The organism is Lichenihabitans sp. PAMC28606, assembly GCF_020616535.1.
Taxonomy (GTDB): Bacteria; Pseudomonadota; Alphaproteobacteria; order Rhizobiales; family Beijerinckiaceae; genus Lichenihabitans; species Lichenihabitans psoromatis.
This window is the reverse complement of sequence record NZ_CP085136.1, coordinates 2,930,668-2,955,850: the sequence shown is the minus strand read 5'-3', so window position 1 is coordinate 2,955,850 and position 25,183 is coordinate 2,930,668. Positions and strand designations below refer to the sequence as shown.

The following is a 25,183-nucleotide window of genomic DNA, read 5'->3' as shown; positions in this document are numbered from 1 at the left end:
GCGACCGCGCTAAGATCGGGACCATGCAGCTTCCCGCACCACGTCCCCATCCGCGCTCCGACCATTTCGACGGAACGCATTTTTTCAATCCCGGCGTCGATACCGACAAAACTGCCGCCGATCTTTTGCGCTGGAGGCGAACCGGACATCGGGCGTTATGGCCCGCTCATCGGGACAATCTCCCCTACCCGCCCGCTCCATCGCGCATTGATGCCGGCGAAGTCGCCGTGACATTCATCGGCCATGCGAGCGCCCTGATCCGAACCGCGGACTGCACCATTCTGGTCGATCCCGTCTTTTCCGAGCGGGTGAGCCCGATCAGCTTTCTCGGGCCGAAACGGGTCCGCCCGCCGGGCCTGTCGATCGACCAGCTGCCGCCCATCGACCTCGTTCTGCTCACCCATAACCACTACGACCACATGGATCTGCCGAGCCTCCGCGCGTTGCGGACGCGGCCATCCCCCCTCGGCAAGCGGGTTCCCATCGTGACGGGCCTCGGCAACGGCGCCTATCTGGCGCGCAAGGGCATTTCGGGCGCGGCCGAACTCGACTGGTGGCAGGCGATCGAGCTTCGCCCCGGCGTGACCATCACGTTCGTGCCGGCGCAACATTGGTCGAGCCGATCGCTGAGCGATCGCCGCCAGACGCTCTGGGGCGGCTTTATGATCGAGAGCGGAGCGAGCCGCATCTATGTCGCGGGCGACAGCGGCTATTGCGGCTGGTTCTCGGAAATCCGCCGACGCCTCGGCGCGCCGGATGTCGCGCTTTTACCGATCGGCGCTTACGAGCCGCGCTGGTTCATGCAGAGCCAGCACATGAATCCGGCCGAGGCCGTTCGGGCGCATCAGGATTTGCAGGCTCGCCACAGCATCGGGATGCACTTTGGTACGGTCCAATTGACCGACGAGCCGATCGACGAGCCGCTTCTCGCCCTTGGCCAAGCCCGCGCCGAGGCGGGGCTCAATATCGATGACTTCACGACCTTGGACGTGGGTGAAACGCGGGTCATCCCGCCGCGCTGAGACACGGCCGAACGGAGCACCGCTCTCGCTCCGTTGCGTCTCCGGCAGGTTTCTGCTATGGCGCTCTTCTGTTGCTGTTACGCCGTCCCGGCCCCATCTTTGGGATCGGGCCGTTTCGGTTTCGAGACGACCAACCGCCTGCCATCGCCGGCCCCGCGCCGGCCCGCCCCTTTGGGGCGGAGGATCGCTCCGATAACGGACGATCGTCGGCGTCGACAGGCACCCTGAAACACCAACCCGGCCGGCGCCGCCCGTCAAGGGCACTCCAGGAGATTGAATGTCCGCTGTTGTTTCCAACTCACGCACCCCGACGCGTGAAGACTTTGCCGCTCTGCTCGACGAGAGCTATGGCAATAACGATGCGTTCGAAGGAACCGTCGTCAAGGGTATTATCGTCGCCATCGAAAAGGATGTCGCGGTCATCGACATCGGTCTGAAGACCGAAGGTCGCGTTGCCCTCAAGGAATTTACCGGCCCGAACCGCGAAGCCGCACCCAAGGTCGGCGACGAAGTCGAGGTCTATCTCGAACGCGTCGAAAACGCGCTCGGTGAGGCCGTGATCTCGCGCGACAAGGCCCGTCGCGAAGAGAGCTGGGTCAAGCTCGAAAAGGCGTTCGAGAAGCAGGAAAAGGTCGAAGGCGTCATCTTCAACCAGGTCAAGGGTGGCTTCACGGTCGACCTCGACGGCGCTGTCGCGTTCTTGCCCCGCTCGCAGGTCGATATCCGTCCGGTGCGCGACGTCGCGCCGCTGATGGGCATCCCGCAGCCGTTCCAGATCCTCAAGATGGATCGACGTCGCGGCAATATCGTCGTGTCGCGCCGGACCGTGCTTGAAGAGTCCCGCGCCGAGCAGCGTCACGAGATCGTGGCGAACCTCGAAGAGGGTCAGGTGATCGACGGAACGGTGAAGAACATCACCGATTACGGCGCGTTCGTGGACCTCGGCGGCATCGATGGCCTGCTGCACGTCACCGATATCGCATGGCGTCGCGTCAACCATCCCACGGAAGTGCTGAACATCGGCCAGACCGTGAAGGTGAAGATCATCAAGATCAACCACGAGACGCACCGCATCTCGCTGGGCATGAAGCAGCTGCTGGACGATCCGTGGCAGGGCATCGAGGCCAAATACCCGATCGAGGCGCGCCTGTCGGGCCGCGTCACCAACATCACCGACTACGGCGCCTTCGTGGAGCTCGAGCCGGGGATCGAGGGCCTGATCCACGTGTCCGAAATGTCGTGGACCAAGAAGAACGTCCACCCCGGCAAGATCGTGGCGACGAGCCAGGAAGTCGACGTTCAGGTGCTGGAAGTCGATCCGGTCAAGCGACGCATCTCGCTCGGCCTCAAGCAGACGCTCGCCAATCCGTGGGAGAGCTTCGCCGAGCAGTTCCCGACGGGTTCGATCGTCGAAGGCGAGGTCAAGAACAAGACCGAATTCGGTCTGTTCATCGGCCTCGAAGGCGATGTGGACGGCATGGTCCATCTCTCCGACCTCGACTGGACGAAGCCTGGCGAGCAGGTGATCGACGACTTCAAGAAGGGCGACATGGTCAAGGCGCAAGTGCTTGACGTCGACATCGAGAAGGAGCGCATCTCGCTCGGCATCAAGCAGCTCGCCGGCGACCCCTTCGTCTCGAAGGCTGCCGATTCCGAGCCGGTATCCGCTGTTGCGGGCACCGATACGGCTACGGCCGGCACCACCCCGGCTCCGGCTGGCGGCCCGGGCGAATTGCGCAAGGGCGCGGTCGTCACCTGCGAGATCATCGAAGTTCGCGATGGCGGCGTCGATGTGAAGATTGCCGGGACGGACCTCACCTGCTTCGTGCGTCGCGCCGAATTGGCGCGCGATCGCAACGATCAGCGTCCGGACCGCTTCGCGGTTGGCGAAAAGGTCGATGCACGCATCACCTTGTTCGACCGAAAGGCCCGCAAGGTCGCCGTGTCGGTCAAGGCGCTCGAAATGGCCGAGGAAAAGGAAGCCATCGCTCAATATGGGTCGGCTGATTCCGGCGCGTCCTTGGGCGACATTCTCGGTGCGGCGCTCAAGCGTCAGCGCGACAACCAGAACTAAGACGTCACGCTCCGGGGCCTTCCTGCCCCGGATAGGACACGCATCGAAGCCCGCGCGGGGCATTACCCCGCGCGGGCTTTTTCGTCGCCGTCGGTTCTCGCGCCGACGCCGAAGCCTCAACCGACCCTTGAGCCACGGGACACCCATGATGACTCACGCCATCGGCATCGACTTCGGCACCACCAACTCGACCGTCGCGATCGCGGACCAGCATGGCCGCGTCGAAAACATCTCCTGGCCGTCCGCCGAGGGCCCGTCCGAGGTGTTTCGCACCGCCCTCACGTTCTGGAGCGAGGGACGCATGCCGAAGGCGACACTGCGTCATGTCGGCGGCCCGGACGCGCTCCAGCGCGCCCTCTCGCCCGACGGCCATCATCGGTTCGTCCAATCGATCAAGACCTACGTGGCGACGGCCTCGTTCACCGAGACGCGGCTGTTCGGCAAGCGCTTCACGATCGAGGCGCTGATCGCAACATTTCTCAATCATCTGCTGGCGCAGGACCGCGACCGCGTCATCACGCCGAACGTGCCGATCGTCGGCGGCCGTCCGGTGGTGTTCGCCGGTGGGCGACCCGATGAGGCGCTGGCGGTCAAGCGGCTTCAAAGCGCTTACGCAGAAGCCGGTCTGCCACAGGTGGATCTCGCCTATGAGCCACTGGGCGCCGCCTATTGGTACGCTCGCAATCTCAAACGCGACGAAACCGTGCTGGTCGCCGATTTCGGGGGCGGCACCAGCGATTTCTCGGTCATCCGCTTCACGCGCGACTCGGCTGGCCGCCTCGAGGGCACACCGCTGGCCCATTCGGGCGTCGGCGTCGCGGGCGACACGTTCGATTATCGGCTGGTCGACCATCTGGTCTCGCCGCAACTCGGTAAGAACAGCCATTACCGCTCGTTCGACAAGCTGCTGCCCTTCCCGGCTTATGTGCATGCGGCCTTCGCCCAATGGCATCAATTGTCGTGGCTCAAGACCAGCAAGGTCATGGCCGAGTTGAAGAGCCTCGCGGCTTCGAGCGAGGTGCCCGAGCGGATCGAAGCGCTGATGACGTTTCTCGACATGGATCTCGGCTTCGAGCTCTACCGCGCCATCAGCGCCGTCAAGATGCGGCTCTCATCCGAGGAGCAGGCCGAGCTGGATTTCAACTCGGGCGGCGTGACGCTTCGAGCCAAGGTGACGCGTCGCGACTTCGAGCGCTTCATCGCACCGGACCTCGCCCGTATCTCGGCCGCGACCGACGAGGCCATGGTGGCCTCGGGTCTCGGCACCGATGACATCGATGCCGTGTTCATGACGGGCGGAACCTCCTACGTGCCGGCCGTGCGGCGGCTGTTCGAGGATCGCTTCGGCCCGGAGCGGCTGCATACCGGCAACGCGTTCCAATCCGTCGCGTCCGGTCTCGCTTTGCTGGCGGCCGACCGAGCCCGACGGTAAGTGCGGGGTCGGAGCGGGACAATTCCCTCGTGGCACGTTCGGGGGTAGACTAGGCCGAACAGTCCTCCTCGCCGAGATCCTCATGTCCCATATCGCCGGATCAACTGCCGATTACCTTGTCGACCGCCGCCGGATGAGGCGCAAATTATTCTTCTGGCGCGCCATCGCCTGCGTGATCGTCGCTCTGGCGCTGGTCGGCATCGGGTTGCAGATCGTTGGTCCGCGCGGCGCCGGCACGCTGGTGCCGCATATTGCACGCCTCAAGATCCAAGGTGTCATCACGGGCGATGACGCTACCATCAAGCTCCTCGACGATATCGCGACCTCGAATGCGACAGCCCTTATCCTGTCGCTCGAAAGCCCCGGCGGCACCACCGTCGGCTCGGAGCGTCTTTATGATGCGATCCGCAAGGTCGCGGCCAAGAAGCCGGTCGTGGCGACTGTCGGCACCATGGCGGCGTCGGGTGCCTATATCGCGGCTCTTGGGGCCGATCATATTGTGGCGCGCGGGAATTCCCTCGTCGGCTCGATCGGTGTGCTGTTCGAATTTCCCAACGTCTCCGGATTGCTCGACAAGGTGGGCGTGAAAGTCGAGACCGTGAAGTCGGCGCCGCTCAAGGCGTCGCCGAACGGTTTCGAGCCGACCAGCGATGCGGCCCGCGCGGCACTCGCCTCCCTGGTGAGCGACAGTTTCGATTGGTTCAAGGCGTTGGTGAAGGACCGCCGCCACATGAGCGACACCGATCTCGCCGCCGTCGACGATGGTCGCGTCTTCACCGGCCGGCAAAGTATGCCGCTCAAGCTGATCGACCAGATCGGCAGCGAAGAGGATGCCGTGGCCTGGCTCGAAACCGAAAAAGGCGTCGCAAAAGGATTACCGATTCGCGATTGGAAAACCGACCGAAGCCTTGAGCGGCTTGGACTTTTTGGCGCCGCCGCAACGCTGGCCGATGGGCTCGGCTGGCCAATGGTCGGGCATCTGCTGCATCAGACCGCCGCTCTCGAAGAGGCCCCGAAGCTTGACGGTCTGGTCTCCATTTGGCAGGGTAGCGGAGTAAATTGAAGGGTTACGGGGCACGGAATTTGAGCCTTATCGTGACCCAGCCGTAGCGGATTTGGGGCCAAGGTGATCAAGTCGGAACTCGTCCAGCGAATCGCTGAAAAGAACCCACACCTCTACCAACGCGACGTCGAACGCATCGTCAACGCCATCCTGGACGAGATCACCAATGCGCTGACGCGGGGCGACCGTGTCGAGTTGCGGGGCTTCGGCGCCTTCTCGATCAAGCGCCGCGATGCTCGCCTCGGCCGCAATCCGCGCACCGGGGCGCATGTCGATGTCGACCAAAAGGCCGTGCCATTTTTTAAGACCGGCAAAGAAATGCGCGAGCGCCTGAACGTCAGCGCCTGAGATTATCCGAGCGTTGCGACCTCGGACAATTGGGACAGGGTCGTCGACGGCAGGACACAATCCTGGCCCACATCGTTGGCGTCATATTCTAAACTGTCCCGCACGATCGCCCCGCGTCCGAAAGGTCTCGATATCCCATGAAGACGTTTCTGAAACTCGTGATTTTGGTGCCGCTGGCGTTGATCGCCGTCGCCTTCGCGGTCGCCAATCGCCAGGGCGTCACGGTGTCGTTCGATCCGTTCGCGACCGACATCCCAGCTTTCGCGCTGAACGGTCCCCTCTTCGTCGTGATCCTGATCGTGATCGGAACCGGCATCATCATCGGCGGCATTGCGACATGGTTCGGCCAGGGCCGGTTCCGCCGCGAGGCCCGCTTGGCCAAGCGCGAAAGCGATGAGCTTCGCGCCGAAGTTGCACGTTTGAAGGCCGATCTCGAGCAACAAAGCCGTCGCTCGAACGACAATGCCGGGACCTACCCGTCACTACCGGGGCAGACCGCCGCCTGAGGCAGCCGACGTGAGCGACGCGTCGCCCGCTGCAATTCCGATCGACGATGTGACTCCGAGAACGGGCCTCCCGGCAGCCCGCGTCTGGCGGCCGCTTCGGCTGATCGTCGCGGCCTTGCTGGCCCTCGCAGCCTGTGCGGGCGTCGCCGCTTTCCGCATCTCTGGCTTCGCGACAGCTGATCAGCTCGGCCGGAGCGGATATCTGTGGTTCCATAGCGATGGAGCCGTGGCGGCCACCTGGGTCGATGGTCGCATGGTGCCCCTGCTGATCGTGCTCGGTGGCGGCGCCATGCTGTTCGCCGTCGCGCTGATCGTGACGGCGTGGTCGATGTCGCTGATGCTGTTACGCCGCTCGGACGGTCGGACCGATGCTGCCGACCTTGCGCCACGGCCACGCCGCTCCCGCGCCCGGCGCACAAGCCTGATCCTGGCACTGGGGATTGGCAGCCTCGTGGCGGCGCGCTGGTACAGCTATGTCGACAACACAGCGACCCCGGATGATCCGCTCGGCATCGTGCTCAACGCTTACGCGCCCGCACCCCTGCATGCCTGGGGCTGCGCCAAACTTCGGGCGACCTTTGGCGCCGCGACCGTCGTTCGCGGCTGTGCGCCGGATCGGCGCTGAACCTCACCCATCCGGCCGTCAGCCGTTGGTGCGCTTCGATCGTCCATACAGCAGCAGCATGGCCAGGATCACGACCCCATAGATGATCTGGCGGCCGGATTCAGCAATTTGCATGACCGAGAGGATCGATTGTAGCAGCGTGATGAGAATGACGCCCGCCGTGGTGCCGAGATAGGATCCCTTGCCGCCGAGGATCGAGGTGCCACCGAGCACCACAGCCGCGATGGCGGGCAGCAGATAGGCGTCTCCCATGCCCTGATAGGCTTTGGTCGAGTAGCCCGCCAGCAACACGCCTCCGAATGCGGCCAGCGCCCCCGAAAGGCCAAACGCCAGGAGAACGATCCGCTGATTCGGGATGCCGGACAGATAGGCGGCCGGTTCCTGATTGCCGATACCGTAAACGGCCCGGCCAAAACTCGTGCGGGTCAGCAGAAACACGGTCGCGAGCCCGACCACGACCCAGATCCACACCGCGTTCGGGATTGGTCCGACGAGATGCCCGGTCGCGAGTTCGTGCATGGTGGGGGTCGCCATATCCTGCGGCGCCGAGCCGCCAGTCCGCAAGATCATCAGGCCCTGCGCGACCGCATTGATACCAAGCGTGAAAATCATCGACGGCACCCGCAGATAGGCGACGCCGACGCCGTTGATCAGCCCGAACCCGAGCCCACACAACACGCCGAACGGAATGGCGACGACATCGCCCCAGGGGCCCCAGCCCGCGGCGGCGGTTGACATCATGCCACCCACCGCCATCAGCCAAGGGATCGACAGGTCGATCTGGCCGAGCAGGATGACGATCATCATGCCGGTCGCCACCATGGCCAGGAAGGCGCCGACCTGAAGCTGCTGCAGCAGATAGTCGGGGGACAGAAAGCTGCTCGAATAGAGGCTGCCGACCAGCAGCAGCACGACGATGCAGCCGAAGGCGGTCGCGACCGCCGGATCGATCCGACGCAGGATCGCGGGCATACGGGAAATGGGGGGTGTGGCTGAGCCGGGCTGCATGGTCATTGCCTGAAAAGGTCGAGCCGATTGCGGATGCTGATCAGGCGGAATGAGCCGAGACACACAGCGGCCAGCAGCACGAGCCCGAGGAACAGGGGCTGCCAGAGCGGGTCGAGGTCGAACACGAACAACAGGTCGTTGATGGTGCGGAAGATCAACGCACCGAAAATCGCCCCGATGGCGCTGCCGGAGCCGCCGAACAGCGACACACCGCCGATCACCACGGCGGCGATGGAATTCAACGTGTAGGTCGCTGCATTCGACGACGAGGCCTCCCCGGAGGAGGTGAAGAAGGCCAACATCAGGCCGCCAAGGGACGCGAAAAGCCCAGCCAACATATAGGCCGTGAAGGTGGCGCGGCGCACCGGTACGCCGGACATATAGGCCGACACCTCGGATGAGCCGACCGCGTAGACGGCGCGCCCCGTGAGCGAGCGGCGGAACGGCACCCAGATCAGCAGCATCACGACCGCCAGCGCGACGACGCTGGTCGGAATGCCGCCGGGCAATTGACCGGTGATCGCATCGGCGAGGTCGCCGTTGATGTCGCCGCCGGGCTGCGGGCGCAACTGCAGCGCCAGTCCGAAGAAGATCGCGCTGGTCGCGATGGTGGCGACGATCGGCTGCAGACGTCCGACGATCACCAGCGCGCCGTTGATCGCACCGCAGGCGAGCCCCGTCGCCATCACACCGAGGATCCCGAGCGCCGTCATGGCCGGCGACCCGATGACGATCCAGGAGGCCAGGCAATTCGAGAGAATGAAGATCGAGCCAAGCGACAGATCGATGCCGGCCGTTAACACCACGAAGGTCTGCGCGACGGCGATCAAGGCCAGCAGCACGCCCTTGTTGGCGGCCGTCTGCACGACGTTGGCGCTGAACCCGGCCGGGTGGTTGGCCGTATAGATCGCGAAGATCACGACGAACACGAGCGCGGCGAAGATCGTCGCCTTATGCTCGCTCAGGCGATAGCGCCAATCGCTCACGAGACATGCGCCGGCGCAGCGCCGGCCTCCCCGGTTGGAGTGTCGATATTGAGAGCGCTGCTGATCAGCGCATGTTCGGTGATGTCATGGCCGGCCAGCATGCGCCGCACCGATCCGTCATACAGGACCGCGACCCGGTCGCAGCAGCCGATGAGTTCGGCATAGTCGGTCGAATAGAGCAGGATCGCGGCGCCATCGTCGGCAAGCTTGCGCAGCAGGCGATAAATCTCCTGCTTGGTGCCGACGTCGATGCCGCGCGTCGGGTCGTTCAGCAGGATGATCTTCGGCGCGATCATCAGCCATTTGGCGATCACCACCTTCTGCTGGTTGCCGCCCGACAGCGCCGAGACGGGAACGTCGATCGAGGCGGTCTTGATCTCGAGCAGGCGCAACATCGCATCGATCGCTTGACGCTCGGCCCCGCGATCGATCACGCCGCCGCTGGTAAACCGATCGAGCGCCGCGAAGGATAGATTCTGGCCGACCGACATCGGCAACATTAACCCCTCGGTCTTCCGATCCTCTGGGATCAGTGCGATCCCGTTAGCGGGCGATTTGGCGTCGCCAGGCCCTTTGATCGAGACGGGGCGGCCGTCGATCAGCACCTCACCCGTCACGCCGCGCAGCACACCGAAGAGCGCCAGCAGCAGCTCGCGCTGCCCCTGCCCGTCAAGGCCGCCAAGCCCGACGATCTCGCCGGGCCGGACGCTCAACGAAATGTCGCTCAGCCGGCCGCCCCAAGACAGCCGGCGTAATTCAAGCGCCGGCACCTTGCTGTCGGGAATGGGGGCGGGCTTCGGCGGAAAGACGTGGCTGTAGTCGCGGCCGATCATCAACTTGACGACCTCATCGTCCGTCTTGGTGCCGGCCGGATAGGTCTCGATGTTGCGACCGTTGCGGAACACGCTGCAATCATCCGCGAGTTCGGTGATCTCCTGCATCCGATGCGAGATGTAGACAAGCGCCAGACCTTCCGACCGGAGCGTCTTCAACACGCTGAACACCGACGCAACGTCGCTGGCCGTGAGAGCCGAGGTCGCTTCGTCGAGGATCAGGATGCGCGGGTTGCGGGCCAGCGCCTTGGCGATCTCGACGAGCTGGCGGCGCGACAGCGGCAAATCCTTCACACGGGCGGCGGGATGGATGTCGCCGGCCCCTGCCCGTGCCAAGGCCTGCATCGCCATGGTGCGCTGGGCGGCACGATCGATCATGCCGAAGCGCATGGGCGGATTGCTGATCATGATATTGTCGGCGACCGACAGGTCGGGGATCAGCGACAATTCCTGAAAGATGCAGACGATTCCGGCCCGGTTGGCGGCGGCCGGATCGGGGAAGCGAACGGCTGCGCCATCGAGCGTCAGGGTTCCTTCGTCGGGCTGCACAACCCCCGACATGATCTTGATGAGGCTGGATTTTCCAGCGCCATTCTCCCCCAGGATCGCATGAATGCGCCCGGCGCGGACATCGAGGCTGACGCCGTCGAGAGCACGCACGCCACCGTAACGCTTGGAGATTCCCTGCATACGGAACAAGGGCGGTGACGCATCGGCGATCCTGCCGTCGTTCATCGAGGGAGACCCGTTGGTTGATGTCTTGAGCCTTGTCGCGACAGCAGGGCGCAGGCCCGGCTGTCGTCGAAGCAGCGTGACGTTACTGGTTGGTCTCGGACTGACCCATGATTTCCTGCGCCGTGAAATTGATGCCACAGCTCGGGAAGGAGTTACCGACGAAGAAGTTATCGGTCTGCTTCGGATAGAAGTTTTCGCCGGCTTTGAAATCAGGATCTTCGACGCGCGCCAGCGGCAACTTGATGGATTGCGGCACGACGTCGCCCTCGAGCGCCGCGATCGCGGTCTTGACCGCCACGGCAACCTGAGCCGGACCGGTGCCGCCCGAAGCGCATTTCAGCCCGTCGGCCGCATGTTCAGCGCACAGCTTGCGGAAGCCATTCTCGGTTTCGGCGCCGGCCGGAACGAAGGGCTGCTTCGCGTCCATGAAGGCGCGGACCATGCCGGTCGAGCCGCCTTGGGCCGTCATCCCGTCGAAATGCTTGTGGATCGAGATCGCGTCGGCCGACACCTTCTGGGCCGTGCCGTCATCCCATTTGCCAACGACCTCGACGGTCTCGTAGGGTTTTCCGGAGGCCTTCAGCACATCCTGAATGCCCTTGTGTCGATCCGTGTCGACCTGGGTCCCAGTCACGCCCCGCACTTCGAGGATCTTGCCGCCGTTCGGCACCGTCTTGACCAGCCACTCACCCCAATATTTTCCGAGGCCTTCCTGATCGACGTTGACGTTGATGCCCTCGTCGGTATCGATCGTGTTGTCGAAAGCGACCAGCACCACGCCGGCCTGCTTGGCGCGACGCACGACGGATTTAAACGCCGTCGGGTTCTGCGCGTCGATCACGATCGCATCATAGCCCGAGTCGATGAAATTGTTGACGGCCGCGATCTGCGCCGCGATGTCCTCGCCGGTCGACACGACCTTGAATTCCTTGAGCTGCGCCTTCACGGCGGGCTGCTCGGAATAGGCCTTGGCGGTCTTGATCATCTGAATACGCCAGGTATTGCCGATGAAACCATTGGCCAAAGCAATGCGATAAGGACCGGCCTTCTTGGGATATTTGAAGTATTTCGTCTGCTGCGTCCACGGAACGAAACATTCCGGTTGAGCGCTCGGGCCAGAAACGATTTCAGGGCCGGCCGCAAAAGCCATTGTGGTGCTGGCCAGCAATCCGGCCGCAACGATAGTCGCAATGTGAGACATACGCATCATGTTCCCTCCTGTTGTGTCGACCGATATCGTGAGTGGCTTCTGCCACTTCTTGTCGGCGTTATGCCGGATAACCGCGGGCCCAACGCAGTGCTGGGCTCATTAGGCTGACTAACCGAAGCGGGCCGGACCGGCAATATCACGCCACCGCTTTGTACGATTTTTTCGTGTTACGCCTCGCCGCCGCTCAGGAGCCCGGCACGATGCCAGGCGGCAACGAAAGGACATGCGCCGCGATCGCACCCGGCCGCGTGATGAAAACGAGGTCGCGCTGGCCGGCGATATGCGCGAGGGCACGGCGCAAATGGCGAAGCCGATAGGGTTGGCCGACCAGATAGGCATGCAGCGCGATTCCCATGACGATCGGCACATCGCGGCTCTGATGCAGCATCTCGTCGAACTGATCCACGATCATATCCGCGAAGGTGTCCCCGCCGATTTTGCGGCCGACGATCATCGGAATATCGTTGAGTTCCTGCGGATACGGAACCGCGAGGATGCGGCCCCGACGGGTCCGCATGACCACGGGCTGATCGTCCATGCACCAATCAAGGAGATAGCTGTAGCCGGCCTCCTGCAGGAGATCGGGCGTTACCGCGCTTTCCGAGATCCAGGGGCCGAGCCAACCGCCCGGCGCGCGGCCCTCGTGCCGTGTCAAGGTGGCGGTCGCCTCGGCAATCAGCGCCGCCTCGTCACGCTCCGGAAGAAGGCCTTGCCGCTCGGCATTGCTGCGGCCGTGACCGACGATCTCGTCGCCGCGCAGTCGAAACGCGACGGGGAGATCCGGGCAGGTGTCGTAGAGGACGCTGTTCAGCAGCACCGACGCCGGGAGAGCCAGATCGTCGAACAGCTCCAGCAGACGCCATGCGCCGACACGGTTGCCGTAATCACGCCAAGCGAAGTTGAGGATATCGGGCGCAGGGCCCCCGGGCGCGAGCTCCGCCCCGAGCCCCTCGCCGAACGCGAAATCTTCGAGATTCAGCCCGATATAGACGGCAAGGCGCTTGCCGTTCGGCCAATCATAGACGGGTCGCTTCGTGATCGGGATATAGTCATAGCGCCCATGAGTCCGAAGCACGCTCAGCTACGAGGATCAGGGAATGGACTGCAGAACCATCGGATCGGCGATGTTCCATTGCACCGAGCCGCTCACCTCGTCGACGTAAAGATCGAAACGAGCCTGAACGAGGCGCGGGTCGCCCGGGCATGCGCCGCCATGCTTTTCGAGAACCACCACTTCGGTGGCTTCCTTGATGGCCTTGTCGCCGCGCACGAGCGTCGAGCAAGCCAACTGGTCCGGCGTCAGCAAATGATGACTGATGATGATCTGCTCGGCAAACCGGAGCGATGAATCCGACAGCCCATACGACCGATAGGGCGCCGCCAGATCCGCAGACCAGGCCGGTGCCGAAACCAAGGCCCCAAAGGCCGCGACGAACAGGATGATCTTGCGCATGGTTCTATACTAGAGCCGCGGCTCTAACCCGTCCAGATCGGATCGGAGCCAAGATGACGCCGAGCCGCGATCGCGCGCACTTTCGGTCAGGACCGCGCTCTATTTGCCATAGCGCGCGCAAAACAGGGATCGAGCACGCGATTCCACCCCGCTTGCTCTTTCGTGCTCGAGCCGCACGCTTCACGTTGGACGCGTCGAGTCGCGCGGCCGAGAGCCCTGGCGCGAACCGGCAAGACGCGATCGTGAGTGGGAGATGTCGACGGTGAACGGACGGATTGCGGGAGTGGGGTTGGGGCTGGCCTTGACGGTGTCGGGATGCGTCGCCGATCGGATGACACCCGAACGGGCCGCCGCGATGCGGACCAACAACGAGGCCAATCTGGCACTCGCGCGAGCCCACAAGATCACCTATTCGGAAGCGGCGGCCCGAACCAATGCCGATATGGAAAGCGTCGCGCCCGGACCTTTGGCCAAGCAGCAAAAGGCGCTGGACGACTACCGCCTCATGCTGGCCGGGGAGGTCGATGCGGGCCGGATGAGGCCGGAAACCGCCGAAGCCAAGCAGCAGCAGAAGGCCGTGGAGCTGCTGGCGCAGCGCTGACAAACGCGACCGGCGGCGGTATCGTCAGGGGCGTCTATGACAGGCGGCGGTGACGCACGCGGCGCGCTCTGGCGCGGCACGATCCAGGACCAAGGGCCCAACACGTTGCTGCATTATGCGATCGGCAAAGTGAGACGAGACGACGGCGCGATCTATATCCTCACGCAAGAGGGCGAAGCCGGCTGTGTCGTTTTCGGCCCCTATTGCGTGCTGTCGCCCGGGAGCTACGAGGTCGAGTTCCGCATCCATCCGACCGAAATGACCAATGACATCTGCTGCGTCGTCGATGTTCTCCGTCGCGGCAAGACGATCGCGGCCGAGAAGGATTTCACCTGTAGCGAGTTGATCCATCGCAACGGTCGGGTCTCGGTCCGCTTCGAGGTGATCGAGCGCGACACCTATGAGTTTCGAGTGTTATCGACCGGGCGCTCGGCCTTGAAGGTCCGCTATCAAAGGCCGGTTCGGACCTTGCCCCCACCCGACCAGCCGGACGCGAGCGACGGCGCCTAGTTCGCGCCCGAACCAGCGCCGTCTAGGCAATCGTCACGATGGAGGCGCGGCCGTCCTCCGCCAGCCGCTCGCCGGCTGCCAGCACGGACTGATGGTGGGTAAACAGCAGCACCTGTGTCGTGGTCGCGAATTCGGCCAGAAGATCGAGCGTCGCAGCACCCCGGCGATCGTCGAAATGCACCAGGATGTCGTCGGCCACAAAGGGCAGCGGCTCGGTGGCGGCGCAGTAATTAGCGAGGCTCGCGAGCCGAAAGGCGAGGAAGAGTTGGTCGCGCGTGCCATCGCTCATGGTCGCCACAGCTTCCGAACCGCGGCCGCCGGACCGAATGCCGCGCACCACCGGCGCACCCTTCTGATCGACGTCGGCCTCGACCCCGTCGAATTGGCCTTGGGTCATACGAGCGAACATGGCGCCCGCCGCGCGGATGAGCGGATCCTGCTGCTCGCTTCTGACACGCTGAATCGCCTGGGTCACGAGATCGCGAGCGAGCCGCAACTCGACGTAGCGTTCCACAGCCGCATGCATGTCGGCGGTGGCGCGTTCACGATCCACCACGGCGCGCTGAACCGCCGAGGGCGCCTCATGGGCCTCCATGGCCTTGCTGGCCGATTGCTCGTCGCGGATCGCGGCTTCCATCGTCTGATCGAGCGCGTCGAGCCGCCCCTTCAGGTCGGCGACCTCGGCCCGCACGGCGTCGAGATCTTGCCCCAAAGCCTCGCGCCGCAAGACGTCGAGGTCGAGACCCTCGCCGGCCCGCCGGGCCGTGGAGGCGAATTGCGTCTGGCTCGACCGCAGCCCGGAAAGATCGCGTCGCCGCTCCGCGATCCTCTTCAGCGCCGCATCGTCCCCGGCCGGGAGGGCGGCCTGTTCGGCCAGTCCTTTCAAGACGATTTCCGCCTCGTCGAAGGCCTGTTGGCGGGTCTGCAGCGCCGCCGTGACAGCGTCGCGTTCCGGCACCAGCGCATCGCGGCCAAGCCGCAGCGTGTTGTTGTGACGCCAGCGATCCACCAGCATCGCACCGGACGCCAGCGTATCGTCCGCCAAGGCGATCCCGAGCGGCGCCGCCAAAGCCGAGATCTGGCCCGTCAGCGCCGCCTCGTCCTCATCCATGCGAAGCAGCCGCCGCCGCGTCTGCGCAAACGAGCGGAGCTCGCCGCGCGCGCGATTCCACTGCGACGCGAGTGTCGCGCCCAGGTCGGTCGGCGCATCGGCCGGAAGGCCGAGTTGCGTCGCGGCGACACCCCATGAAGCGATCCACGCCTGCTCCTCCTGCTCGAGGCCGGCGAGCAGGCGGCGGGCTGTCGCATGCTGCGATTGCTGCGCGACGAGATCGCGTTCATCTCGAAGATAGGCCGCATGCGCCTGATCGTGGGTCGCGATGGCTTGAGCCAAGGCTTGCACGCGCTCGGCGAGATCAGCACCCGGTTCGGGCCGCAACAGCGCTCTGCGTTCCGCCCCCTCGAACTGGCGGAGCCGAGGCGCAAGAGATCGAGTCGCCTGTTCGGCATCGAGCCGCGCTGTTTCGATCGCCTCGGCCCGCGCCAGCATATCGGCCCGCGCCTCCACCAAGGCAAGAAGCGCCGGCGCTTCGGGGCGACGCTCGCACGCCTCCGGAAAGGCACGGCAGAAGTCAGCAAGACGGCGCTCGAGCGATCGGGCGAGTTGCGCCCGCGCGGTCTCGGCGGCCGTGACCGCGGCAGACGCTTCCGCCAGCCGACGCTCGGTCTCGACGAGCGTTGCGACCCGTTGCGCCTCGGACGTGCGGCTGTCAGCCAGTTGGTCTGCATGGGCCAGACCGACGTCGAGCGCCGCGATCTCGGCCGAGCGCTCGATGTCCGATCGGTCCGACCGCCCCGCGAGATGAGCGGCACGGATCGGCAGCCACGCCTCGTGGCGCTGCGCCCGCGCAGCCGCCAACGCCGCATCGGTCGCGATCTCGCCGCCCTGCCGCAGCCGGTCGATATCGGCCCGGGCGATCTCGCGTTGTTGAATTGCGGCCGCATGGGCGCTCACCTGCCGGGTCACTTCGGCCGCGATCAGGGTGCGGGCTTCGATCTCGAGCCGGAGTTGATCGGCGGGCGGGCAGACGAGCGCCCGCAAAGCGTCGATATCGACAAAACCGAGCGCCACCGTACGCGTATGGAGGATGTCGGCGTCGCGCAGGATCTGCCGCGATTTATGCGCCAGACCTTCGGCTTCGACCGGCAGCGCCGCGAAGGTCGTCACGCTCGCGCCGAAGGGCTCGTGCCGCCCGCGCCCCACCAGGGCCTCGATCCGCCGTGCTGTTCCCCTGACGATTTCATCGGCCAGCGCACTCGCCTCGCGCGCATTGTCGAGCCGAAGCCGCCGTGCCACGGCGTCAGCCGCAAGCGCGAGCACCCGGTCCAGCACCGGCTGCGGCGGCATCAAGGGTTCGAGATCGGCATCCGGTCCTACGCCGAGCCGCTGGCGTAATCCGGCCAGTTCGGCCTCGGCATCGCCAAGCTCCTTCAAGCGATTTGCGCGGTCGTTGCGGGCGCGGGACACCATCACCATGCCCTGCTCGATATCCCGCACCGCCGCTTCGGCCTCCGCCAGAGTGGTGTCGACCGCCATCACGTCGAGCCGATCCGAGAGATCGGCGACGTGCCGTCGGATGCTGGCGAGATCCGCCGCGACGGTGTCGCGTGTCGACAGCGCCACCGTGCATCGATCGGCAAAATCCTCTGCAAGCCCCGTCACCTCGGCATAAAGCGCGAGCTTGTCATCGACGGCGTCGAGCTCGCGCAGAGTCGGAATGACGCGTTCCACCCGTTGCAAGCGCGACAGGCTTTGCGCCAGATCCCGCTTGGCGGCTCGCGCCTCGGACAGCCGCCTGAGGGCCGTCTCATGGGTCTTGCGGTCCCGCTCATACGCGTCCCGCGTCAGGGCGGCAGCTTTGGCGACCTTTTCGGCATCCTCGAACGCGTCGAGGGCCTTATAGAAAGCGCGGCTTTCCTTGCGTCGCGGGGCGAACAGCGTGTCGATCTCCGCATCGATCGCGTCGAGCCGCCGCATCAGGCTTCGCAGGCCGCCACCCGCCTCCACGATCAGGCGACCGATCTCGCCATCGGCCAGCAGCAACTGGTCGCCGCCCTGGCGCAGGCTCTCGTGATCGAGGCCGAACAAATGCTCGAACCGCTCGCGCGTCGTCGATCCCAGCAGCGTCGCCAGCACCGCGTCGTCGCAGGGCGCTCCGGCTTGATCGATCAGCGTCTTGCCACGACCAGCGCGCCGCTTCAGCGTGATGCAGCGGCCGTCGGCCATGCTGAGCGTTGCGCCGATCCGCATCACATCCGTGCCGAAGACGCCGCCCCGCAGAGTGCGCTCCGGAATGCGGAACAGAAAGTCCGTAAGAGCCGCCAAACAGGTGCTCTTGCCGGCTTCGTTGGGACCATAAACGACCGTCAGACCCGGTCCGTTCAGCGTCAGGCGGCGATGCTCGATAGCGCCGTAGCGCTCGAGGACGAGTTCATCCAGCCGCACGCGCATCCTCCGCTTCGCTGACGAGCGACACGGCGATCTCGACCGCGCGACCGCCTGCCTCGGCTCGCACCAAATCGAACAACTCGTCGGTGCGCGAGCCGGCCGGCATTTTGACCCGGATTTCGGCGAGATAATCGTCGATCAGTTTGGCGGCTTCCGGTGCCGCGCCCAGACGGCGGATTTCGCCTTCGAGTTGCCCCGCGACGGTGGGATCCATTGCCTCACCGCGTGTCGCCAAAGGCTGCGTACCAAGGTCGAGCTTTTCGAGCCAGACCGGGCTCGATAAGGTCGCCAGTAGAGCCTCGACATCGTCGCGCAACCCGAACCGATCGACCAGCAATCCGCCATGCAGCACCGACCGGCCGGAGAGGCGCAACCGCAAGGCGACCGACCGGTCACCGGCTTCGACCCCGATGACGTCCAACCGCGCGCGCAGCCGTTCCAGGATCTCGCGACGGTCGGCCGCGCCCGACACATCGATCGTCTCCGACACCCATCGCACCTCGTCGAGGTCGCGGTGCACGCAGGACACGATCGTGCCATCGACCACCTCGACCAGGGTCGCGCCCTTCGGCCCGGTCTCGCGCGGGTTCCGGCCCTGCAGGTTGCCGGGGTAGATCACATGCGGGTGGAGGTTCAGTTCGGCCCGCGTATGCACGTGGCCGAGCGCCCAGTAATGGTAGCCGTGATTGATAAGCTGCTCCAACGAGCACGGCGCATAGAGCGCGTGATGGCCCTCGCTCCCGGCGCAGGCCGTGTGCAGAATGCCGATGTTGAAGACGTTGCCGACCGGCGCCGGATAGCCGAGCGCGAGATTTTCCGACACGTCGCGCTGTCCGAAGCTACGGCCGTGGATCACCGTCTCGATATCGTCGAGCACGACCGTCTCGGCCTTGCGGTGGGCAAATCGATGCACGTTATCGGAATAGCCGAGCTTGTCGGCGAAGCGATTTTCCGCGTCGTGGTTGCCGGCGATGAGGAACACCTTGATGTCCGCGTCGCGGAGCCGCCGCATGCCGCTGAGGAAATAAAGGCCGGTCTTGAAGTCGCGAAGATCGCCGTCGAAGACGTCGCCCGCCAGGATGACGAAACGACATTGCTCCGCGATCGCCAGCGCCACGAGATTGTCGAAGGCCCGCCGCGAGGCATGTTCGACAGCCGCCGCAAAATCCATCGACTTGCCGGAAAGGCCCAGTAACGGGCTATCGAGGTGCAGATCCGCCGCGTGCAGAAACTTAAAGGCGCTGATGACGGTCAATCCCAGCCGGAGAGCTCACGAGAGGCGGCGATGCCGGTGCGGCCGCCCGGATCCCCAAGCGACACTGAACGAACAGAGAACAAACTTCAAGACACATCGGCCAAAACCCGCGGTCGATCGACGTTAGGGCGTTCGACCTCGAACGAACGACACCACGACAAACCGCAGCTACATCAATGAGTTGAAGCAGCCAAGACGCCAGAACATCTCATAGGTCGAAGGCGATGAGTGGTGGGCACGACAGGGATTGAACCTGTGACCCCTCCCATGTCAAGGGAGTGCTCTCCCGCTGAGCTACGCGCCCACTCATCTCCGACGCGGCTCGGGACAACCGCGAAGCAGCCGTATATCCGCACCATTGGCCGGACGCAACCGCCAATCGCCGCCAAGCCGTGTTTTTGCCGGCCACTCTCGGCCGGATCCCCGATCCGATGCGCTATTGCGCGGCCGTCCGCACCGGGTCATCGCCTTCGCGCAACGGTGCGCGATGGTATTTTCCCTTGATGCAGAGGGTCTTGATCGACAATCCGCCGCGTGCTGCGAAGAGATCGTCCGGGACGACGACCTGGCCGTTGCTGACCTCGAGCCCGATCACCGCATAGGCGGCCGACAGCATGCGGGCCGCCGACCCGGTGTACCAGCTCCACCCGCCGCGCCCCTCATAGCCCGGACCGTCGTAAATATCGGCCGGTTGCTGATGCGGCGCGAGGCCGTAGATCGCGAGCTCCTTGCCCTCGGTCTTGCCGAGTGGCGAGATCGCGCACCAGGTCTCGAAGGCCCGCCCGACGAGATGCGCCGCGAGATCGGCATCGCCGCGTCGCTTGGCGTCGTCGGCCAGCCGCATATATGCGTCCACGGTCCACGACACACCATGCGAATATTGGCCGCCGTTCTCCCGCACGCCGGGCGGATAATCCGCGATGCGGCCGGGATAGGGTTTGGACTGTTCGTCGAATGGGGGAGCCAGCAACAGAATCCGGTCCGGTTTTTCGAGCGCCGACAGGCCATGCTCCAGCGCCGTGAGCGCGCGCGCCGGATCGACCGCGCCGGACGACAATGCCGGCCACGCCGCCGTCATCATGCTGAACGGATCGAGCACGTCGCCGGCATCGTCATAGTCGAACACGAAATGATCGCTCGTCCAGGCGCCCGCGATCGCGAGTTTAAGGGCGGCCGCGGCATCCAGCAGACGCTGGGCGGCAGAATCGCCCTGGCGCGCCTGAGCAATCGGGGCGAAGCGGACGAGGATGTCGTGCAGGAAGAACGACAGCCACAGGCTCTCGCCCTTGCCGGCCGGCCCGACCGCATCGACGCCATCGTTCCAATCCCCGGTGCCGACCAGCGGCAGGCCATGTGGCCCCATGCGGGCCAGCGTGTAGTCGATGGCCCGGATGCAGTGGTCGTAAACATCGCCGGTTTCAAGCGAGAGGCGCGGCGCGATCAGGAGATCGACGGTGCCGTCCGGCACGGCCGGCCCTTCGAGATAGGCGGCTGTCTCGTCCAGAACCGTCATGTCCGATGTCGCCTCGATATAGCGCACCAGCACATAGGGCAGCCAGAGATGCGGATCGGAGGCGCGGGTGCGCTGACCGAGGCCCGTGCGGCCATCCGGCGCGACATGCCACCATTTGAAGACATCGCCCTCGGGGAATTGCGCGCCGGCGTGGAACACGATTTGCCGCCGCGTGAGATGCGGGTCGAAGAACAGGAAGGGCAGCACATCCTGCAACTGGTCGCGGAACCCGTAGGCGCCGCCGCGCTGGTTCGGGCCATTGCGCCCCCATAGACGGGACGCCAGCACCTGATAGGGCAGCCAATGGTTGACCAGCCGATCAAAGGCCGGATTATTGGTTTCGATCGAGATGTCGTTCAGGCGCTCGGCCCACCAGGCGCGGGTCGCCTGCATGGCGGAGCGGGCCGACGCCAGATCACAGAGCGCCGCCGCCAGCGTCAACGCCTCGGTGCGGCTTTCGCCTTGCCCGAGCACGACCACCACCTCGGTTTCCCCACCGGCCGGCACCTCGATCACGCCCGAGAAGGTCGCGGCGCGACGGCCGTCGTCGTCGACCGAGCTATCCGGCACGCCATTTTCGACCATGAACGGGTTGGTCAGGTCGCGCCCGGCTCCGCCCAGAAAGCGGGCCCGAACCGTCTCGCTCACCGGGGCCGTCAGGCTGGTGGCCGCAAACGCCCAGCCCTTGAAGAAGTCGTTGCGCGGATTGGTGAAGAGCAGCGCCTCGGTCTGTTCGTCGCGCGAGGCTTCGAGTTTGCCGAGACTATCCTCCGGGCTCTCGTCGAGAGCGATGTCGAAATAGGGGACGATGCGGAAGCGCCGGTTGCGCGTCGCATTGTTCTTGACCGTGAGAATGCGGATGTCGGCCGGGGCGTCGGGCAGCACGAAGACGGTCAGAAGAAGTTCGGTCTCGACGCGTTGCTGCGCGAAGGTGACGGAGCCGAGCCCGTAGGTGACGCGATGGGTCGCATCGGCACGCCGGAACGGCACGAAGCCAGCCGTATCGGCCTCGCCGGTTTCGAGATCGACCACATAGATGGCTTGACCCTGGTTGGACACCGGCACCGATTCGAAGCGAAACGGCGTCAGCGCGTTCTGCCGCGCATTGGCATTGAACGAGTGGATCTCGCCCTCGTTCGACACCACCGTGCCGAAGCCGGTCGCATTGGCCAGAACATGCGCCCAGGGGCGCGGCGTGGCCTCGGTCAGATGCAGTTCCGTCCCGTTCTTCCTGAAGCTGAACGGCCAAGCGGTCGCCGGTTTCGGCGGCAGCGGATCGATGTGGCGTGTCCGCATCCAGACGGCCGCGAGCGCGGCAGGGGTCGGGCGGGCGACCTTGAGGTGATGCGCCACGATCTCGGCCGCATGCTGCTCGTCGTTGGCGCGCCCCGTCACGAAGAGGAGCTCGCATTGACCGCCCGGCGGCAGATCGATCGCGACCGTCAGGCTCGCCGCGGGGTCGAACGTATAGAGCGAGCCTTCATCGTCGATTTGGCGCGGCGCGGTCTCGGCCAAGCCCTGCGGATCGCGGATGCCGGTCTGTCCGAGAAAACGCGTGCGGCTATCCTCATAGCCCGTGAGCCTCGCCCCGGCGCCTGTCCGCACGGCGTGGAAATAGATCTCGGGCGACATGCGTCCGGCCGCGCGCAGCAGCCGGTTGCGGATGAACAAGCCATTGAGGCTGCTCATGAACCACGTTTCGACATGCAAGGCGTTGAAGTCCGGGTCGCGCGCATAGGCCCCGAGTTCGTGCACCGCGATCTCGCGGAAGCTGGCCAGCGACAGGCGACGCGGCCGCGCCTCGGTGTTGGTCAGCCGGATGGTCCAGAATTCGATCGTCTCTTCTTCGGCGAGGCGCAATTCGGCATCGGCCTGAATGCCCGCGACGGTGTTACGAAGGCTGGCGCAACTCGGCGTCGGCTGATGCGCGGCATAATCGGGGCCGACACGCTGGAGCGGCTCGTAGCCGATGCTCCACCTCTCTTCCCCGTCCCGGTCGCGTAGGAAAAAGAAGGGGCCGCGCATCTGCAGGGGGTCGGTCAGCTTCTTGGAAATGTCGACGCCATGGCTGCCGCGCGCCGAGCCGTCGATCGCCGAATGGCCTCGTCCGTCGGGCAGCAGATCGGCCGTCATGAACCCGTTGGACAGGCTGAACTTGGCTGGCGCGGTTAGGAAAAAGTCCGGCCGCGCCATCGTCTCGGTCACGGCCGAGGGCCTGCGCCGATCCCACCGTCGCCCCACCAGATAGGCGATGGCCAGCGCCGCGATCCCGGCCAGCCCATAGGCCATGACAAGGCTATCGACTGGTCCCGACAGGGCCGGTGTCTTGGCGCGAATCTGCTCCGCACCGGTCCAGGCCGTGTCCCACTCGGGACCATGCGGAATGTAGAACGGGATCAACAAGGGTGCCCAGGTGGCGAACCGGCGGATGCCGGTCGGGATAATCCGGGTGCGCGCCGCATGGCCGGCGAACCGCGCGGCCGCCTCATCGGCCCGGTCGCCGCCGATGAAGGTGAGATTGACCAGGGTCGCGACCCGCAGGCCCATATGGTCGAACCAGATCAGCACGCGCAGCCAGTCATAGGCCAAAAGGCCGGTGAACAGCGCGAGGCTCCACAAGCGGAAATCATGTTGCGGCAAGGTCACGTTGGCGGCGGTCGCCGCGATGGTGCGGACGAGCCCATCTTGGTTGTACCAAGCGGGATCCGGTGACTGGCGCAGGAACGAATTGATGATGGGGGCCATCCAGAGTCCCCAACGGAGCACCCGCACGGCTTGCTCGACGAGGCTCTCGAAGCCTTTGGGGCTGATCAATAGTTTCAGCGGCGTCAGACTGCGATCGATCAGGGCCGCGAGCACGAAATAGTTGATGCTGAACAGCGGGGCCGCGATCGACCAGTTGATGACGCCCGACAGCGATTCGTCATAGAAGAGTTTGACGCCACCGGCCGCATGGCCGAGGTCGATCGTGCCCCATTTGTTGAACAGCGGATAGACCGCGAAGGTGCCGTCCGGGTGGCCCGTGAGGCTGACGTATGACCAGAACTTGGTCGCCACCACGACGAGTTGCGGCGCATCGAAATACCAGCCGAGCGATCCGCCGACGAGGCCGCCGAGCAACAGCCCAAGACCATAGATGCGCCAGGTTTCCATCACGGCACGCTGCCGACTGGACCGGCCGATCAGGTCGGCCGCAAGATCGACGCCGCCATAGGCGAGGGCCCCGATCAGGAACGTGACAAGAAACCGATTGAGGCCGTCCTGGCTGCTCAAGCCGGCCGAGAGCGCAAGCGCCGCCCCCAGCCCAACGACGGCGCCACGCCAATAGGCACGCGGCGCGCCATAGGCGTCGCGCAGGCGGCCGAAGAACGGCGGCGTTCCGTCGGCGCTCGCCACGATGGTGCTGGCCAGCGGGAACAGAAGCGCGCCGCCGATGAGGCCGGCGAGCCAAGGCATGGCTTGCATGAACGCCACGATGCCGGGCGTTTGCAGAATAGCACCCGCGACCAGCAGCAACGCCATAAAGGTGCCGCCATAAATGCCGCCCTTGGTCAACCCGCCCCGCCAATGACGCGACAAGGTCGCGAAGGTCGGCGGCATGCGGCCGAGCGCGTCGATCGCGAGGCCGGTCACGATGAAGACGAGCGCCCAGAGGCCCGCTTGCGAGAGCGTGGCGGCCACAACCGCCAGCACGTCCTGCACCACAGGGCCTGCACCCGGGACAACTTGGTTGAGATCTGCCAGCAGCGGCGTCAAGGCCGCATGGATCGCACTGCCGATCAGCAAGACATGCACACGCGGGTCGCGTGGCAGCGTCCCCGTGACCAGCAGGCGCAGGATGCCTGTCAGCATCTCGACGAAGACGACAAGCACGACGGCGCGCCCGATCACGGCCCGGACCGCATCGTCGACCGCACCCTTGAGCGTCAGCCAGAATCCTAGCCGCCGCATCAGCACCTCGCTGCCGACCAGCAACATCAGATTGAAGAGAAGCGGCAGCAGGACCGCGGCAGTTGCCTCGCGCAGCGCGATGTGACGGCGCGTGCGGACGAGGGTCGCGGCGGCCGCGAGCCCATAGAGCAAAACCATGACGCCAGAGCCGACATTTGTCAGCCCGAGCACGTCGGTCCACGTGTCCGGCACCTGCCAGACCCGATAGGCGTCGTTCCGCGCATGCGCCAGAAGGCCAAGCGCGACGATATCGATGGCGGCTTCGATCAGTGTCGGGAGGCGACCCGAGACGCGCCGCTGCAGAAGTGCCAGCCCGGCGGCGCCGAGCGCAACGGCGGCGACGAGCGCGAGTGGGGGTGGAAGCAGCAAAGCACCGAGAGCCGAGAAGACCAGCATCGCGGCCGCGAGCGGCGCTAAGCCGTCGCTGTTCGGCGTGGTCGCGCTCCGTGCCTCTGCCATTCTCTGATCCATCACGCCGCCTTTGGCCCATGCCTCTGAGTTGCTGGTCGCGACTCGGAACCGCCCGTTGTCACCAGCGTAAAGCCTCGAC

General features: G+C 65.1%; 18 protein-coding genes and 1 tRNA gene. 9 read left to right on the top strand and 10 right to left on the bottom strand.

Annotated features, from left to right (window positions below):
• Window positions 1-23 precede the first annotated feature (23 nt).
• The 7 genes from LGH83_RS13890 (at window position 24) to LGH83_RS13860 (ending at window position 7,070) form a co-directional block, all read left to right on the top strand.
• Window positions 24-1,022 carry an MBL fold metallo-hydrolase gene (locus LGH83_RS13890; protein WP_227399169.1) on the top strand — a complete coding sequence of 333 codons (999 nt, stop codon included), beginning with the start codon at window positions 24-26 and terminating at the stop codon, window positions 1,020-1,022.
• Window positions 1,023-1,299: 277 nt separating this feature from the next.
• On the top strand, window positions 1,300-3,096 hold the full coding sequence (gene rpsA / locus LGH83_RS13885) for a 30S ribosomal protein S1 (protein WP_131194626.1): 1,797 nt from the start codon (window positions 1,300-1,302) through the stop codon (window positions 3,094-3,096).
• Window positions 3,097-3,241: 145 nt separating this feature from the next.
• Complete coding sequence (locus LGH83_RS13880; protein ID WP_227399168.1) at window positions 3,242-4,528, top strand: Hsp70 family protein; 1,287 nt, start codon at window positions 3,242-3,244, stop codon at window positions 4,526-4,528.
• Between the two features lie 82 nt (window positions 4,529-4,610).
• A complete protein-coding gene (sppA, locus tag LGH83_RS13875; protein ID WP_227399167.1) occupies window positions 4,611-5,591 on the top strand; it encodes a signal peptide peptidase SppA in 981 nt (326 codons plus the stop codon).
• 63 nt (window positions 5,592-5,654) lie between these two features.
• A complete protein-coding gene (locus LGH83_RS13870) occupies window positions 5,655-5,939 on the top strand; it encodes an integration host factor subunit beta (protein WP_131113894.1) in 285 nt (94 codons plus the stop codon).
• A 137-nt stretch (window positions 5,940-6,076) separates the two neighbouring features.
• Window positions 6,077-6,445 carry a lipopolysaccharide assembly protein LapA domain-containing protein gene (locus LGH83_RS13865; protein ID WP_227399166.1) on the top strand — a complete coding sequence of 123 codons (369 nt, stop codon included), beginning with the start codon at window positions 6,077-6,079 and terminating at the stop codon, window positions 6,443-6,445.
• A 10-nt stretch (window positions 6,446-6,455) separates the two neighbouring features.
• Window positions 6,456-7,070: a hypothetical protein gene (locus LGH83_RS13860; RefSeq protein ID WP_227399165.1), complete on the top strand. Its 615-nt coding sequence runs from the start codon at window positions 6,456-6,458 to the stop codon at window positions 7,068-7,070.
• Between the two features lie 18 nt (window positions 7,071-7,088).
• Here LGH83_RS13860 and LGH83_RS13855 read toward each other — a convergent pair whose 3' ends face one another.
• From LGH83_RS13855 to LGH83_RS13830, 6 genes are all read right to left on the bottom strand, one after another.
• A complete protein-coding gene (locus tag LGH83_RS13855) occupies window positions 7,089-8,078 on the bottom strand; it encodes an ABC transporter permease (protein ID WP_227399164.1) in 990 nt (329 codons plus the stop codon).
• 2 nt (window positions 8,079-8,080) lie between these two features.
• A complete protein-coding gene (locus LGH83_RS13850) occupies window positions 8,081-9,064 on the bottom strand; it encodes an ABC transporter permease (RefSeq protein WP_131194631.1) in 984 nt (327 codons plus the stop codon).
• Window positions 9,061-10,632, bottom strand: a complete 1,572-nt coding sequence (locus LGH83_RS13845; protein ID WP_227399163.1) for a sugar ABC transporter ATP-binding protein — start codon at window positions 10,630-10,632, stop codon at window positions 9,061-9,063. Before LGH83_RS13845 ends, LGH83_RS13850 begins: the two co-directional genes overlap by 4 nt.
• An 82-nt stretch (window positions 10,633-10,714) precedes the next feature.
• Window positions 10,715-11,839, bottom strand: coding sequence for a sugar ABC transporter substrate-binding protein (locus LGH83_RS13840; RefSeq protein WP_227401851.1), 1,125 nt, complete (start codon window positions 11,837-11,839; stop codon window positions 10,715-10,717).
• A gap of 187 nt (window positions 11,840-12,026) precedes the next feature.
• Window positions 12,027-12,917 carry a polysaccharide deacetylase family protein gene (locus LGH83_RS13835; protein ID WP_227399162.1) on the bottom strand — a complete coding sequence of 297 codons (891 nt, stop codon included), beginning with the start codon at window positions 12,915-12,917 and terminating at the stop codon, window positions 12,027-12,029.
• A 15-nt stretch (window positions 12,918-12,932) separates the two neighbouring features.
• Window positions 12,933-13,295 carry a hypothetical protein gene (locus LGH83_RS13830; RefSeq protein WP_227399161.1) on the bottom strand — a complete coding sequence of 121 codons (363 nt, stop codon included), beginning with the start codon at window positions 13,293-13,295 and terminating at the stop codon, window positions 12,933-12,935.
• A 253-nt stretch (window positions 13,296-13,548) separates the two neighbouring features.
• Between LGH83_RS13830 and LGH83_RS13825 the strand changes: the two genes are divergently transcribed.
• Window positions 13,549-13,896, top strand: a complete 348-nt coding sequence (locus LGH83_RS13825; RefSeq protein ID WP_227399160.1) for a hypothetical protein — start codon at window positions 13,549-13,551, stop codon at window positions 13,894-13,896.
• Between the two features lie 36 nt (window positions 13,897-13,932).
• The gene (locus LGH83_RS13820) at window positions 13,933-14,406 is read left to right on the top strand and encodes a hypothetical protein (protein WP_227399159.1); all 474 of its coding nucleotides are present in this window, start codon (window positions 13,933-13,935) and stop codon (window positions 14,404-14,406) included.
• A 22-nt stretch (window positions 14,407-14,428) separates the two neighbouring features.
• Here the strand turns inward: LGH83_RS13820 and LGH83_RS13815 are convergent, their stop codons facing one another.
• The 4 genes from LGH83_RS13815 to LGH83_RS13800 all read right to left on the bottom strand — a co-directional run bounded on the left by LGH83_RS13815 (window position 14,429) and on the right by LGH83_RS13800 (window position 25,092).
• Window positions 14,429-17,911 (bottom strand): YhaN family protein, encoded by a 3,483-nt coding sequence (locus LGH83_RS13815; RefSeq protein ID WP_227399158.1) that lies wholly within the window; start codon window positions 17,909-17,911, stop codon window positions 14,429-14,431.
• The gene (locus LGH83_RS13810) at window positions 17,898-19,169 is read right to left on the bottom strand and encodes a metallophosphoesterase family protein (protein ID WP_227399157.1); all 1,272 of its coding nucleotides are present in this window, start codon (window positions 19,167-19,169) and stop codon (window positions 17,898-17,900) included. The genes LGH83_RS13815 and LGH83_RS13810 overlap by 14 nt, the downstream gene beginning before the upstream one ends.
• Before the next feature lie 229 nt (window positions 19,170-19,398).
• Window positions 19,399-19,473: transfer RNA gene (locus LGH83_RS13805), tRNA-Val, on the bottom strand.
• Window positions 19,474-19,605: 132 nt separating this feature from the next.
• Window positions 19,606-25,092 (bottom strand): GH36-type glycosyl hydrolase domain-containing protein, encoded by a 5,487-nt coding sequence (locus LGH83_RS13800; RefSeq protein ID WP_227399156.1) that lies wholly within the window; start codon window positions 25,090-25,092, stop codon window positions 19,606-19,608.
• Window positions 25,093-25,183: the final 91 nt, after the last annotated feature.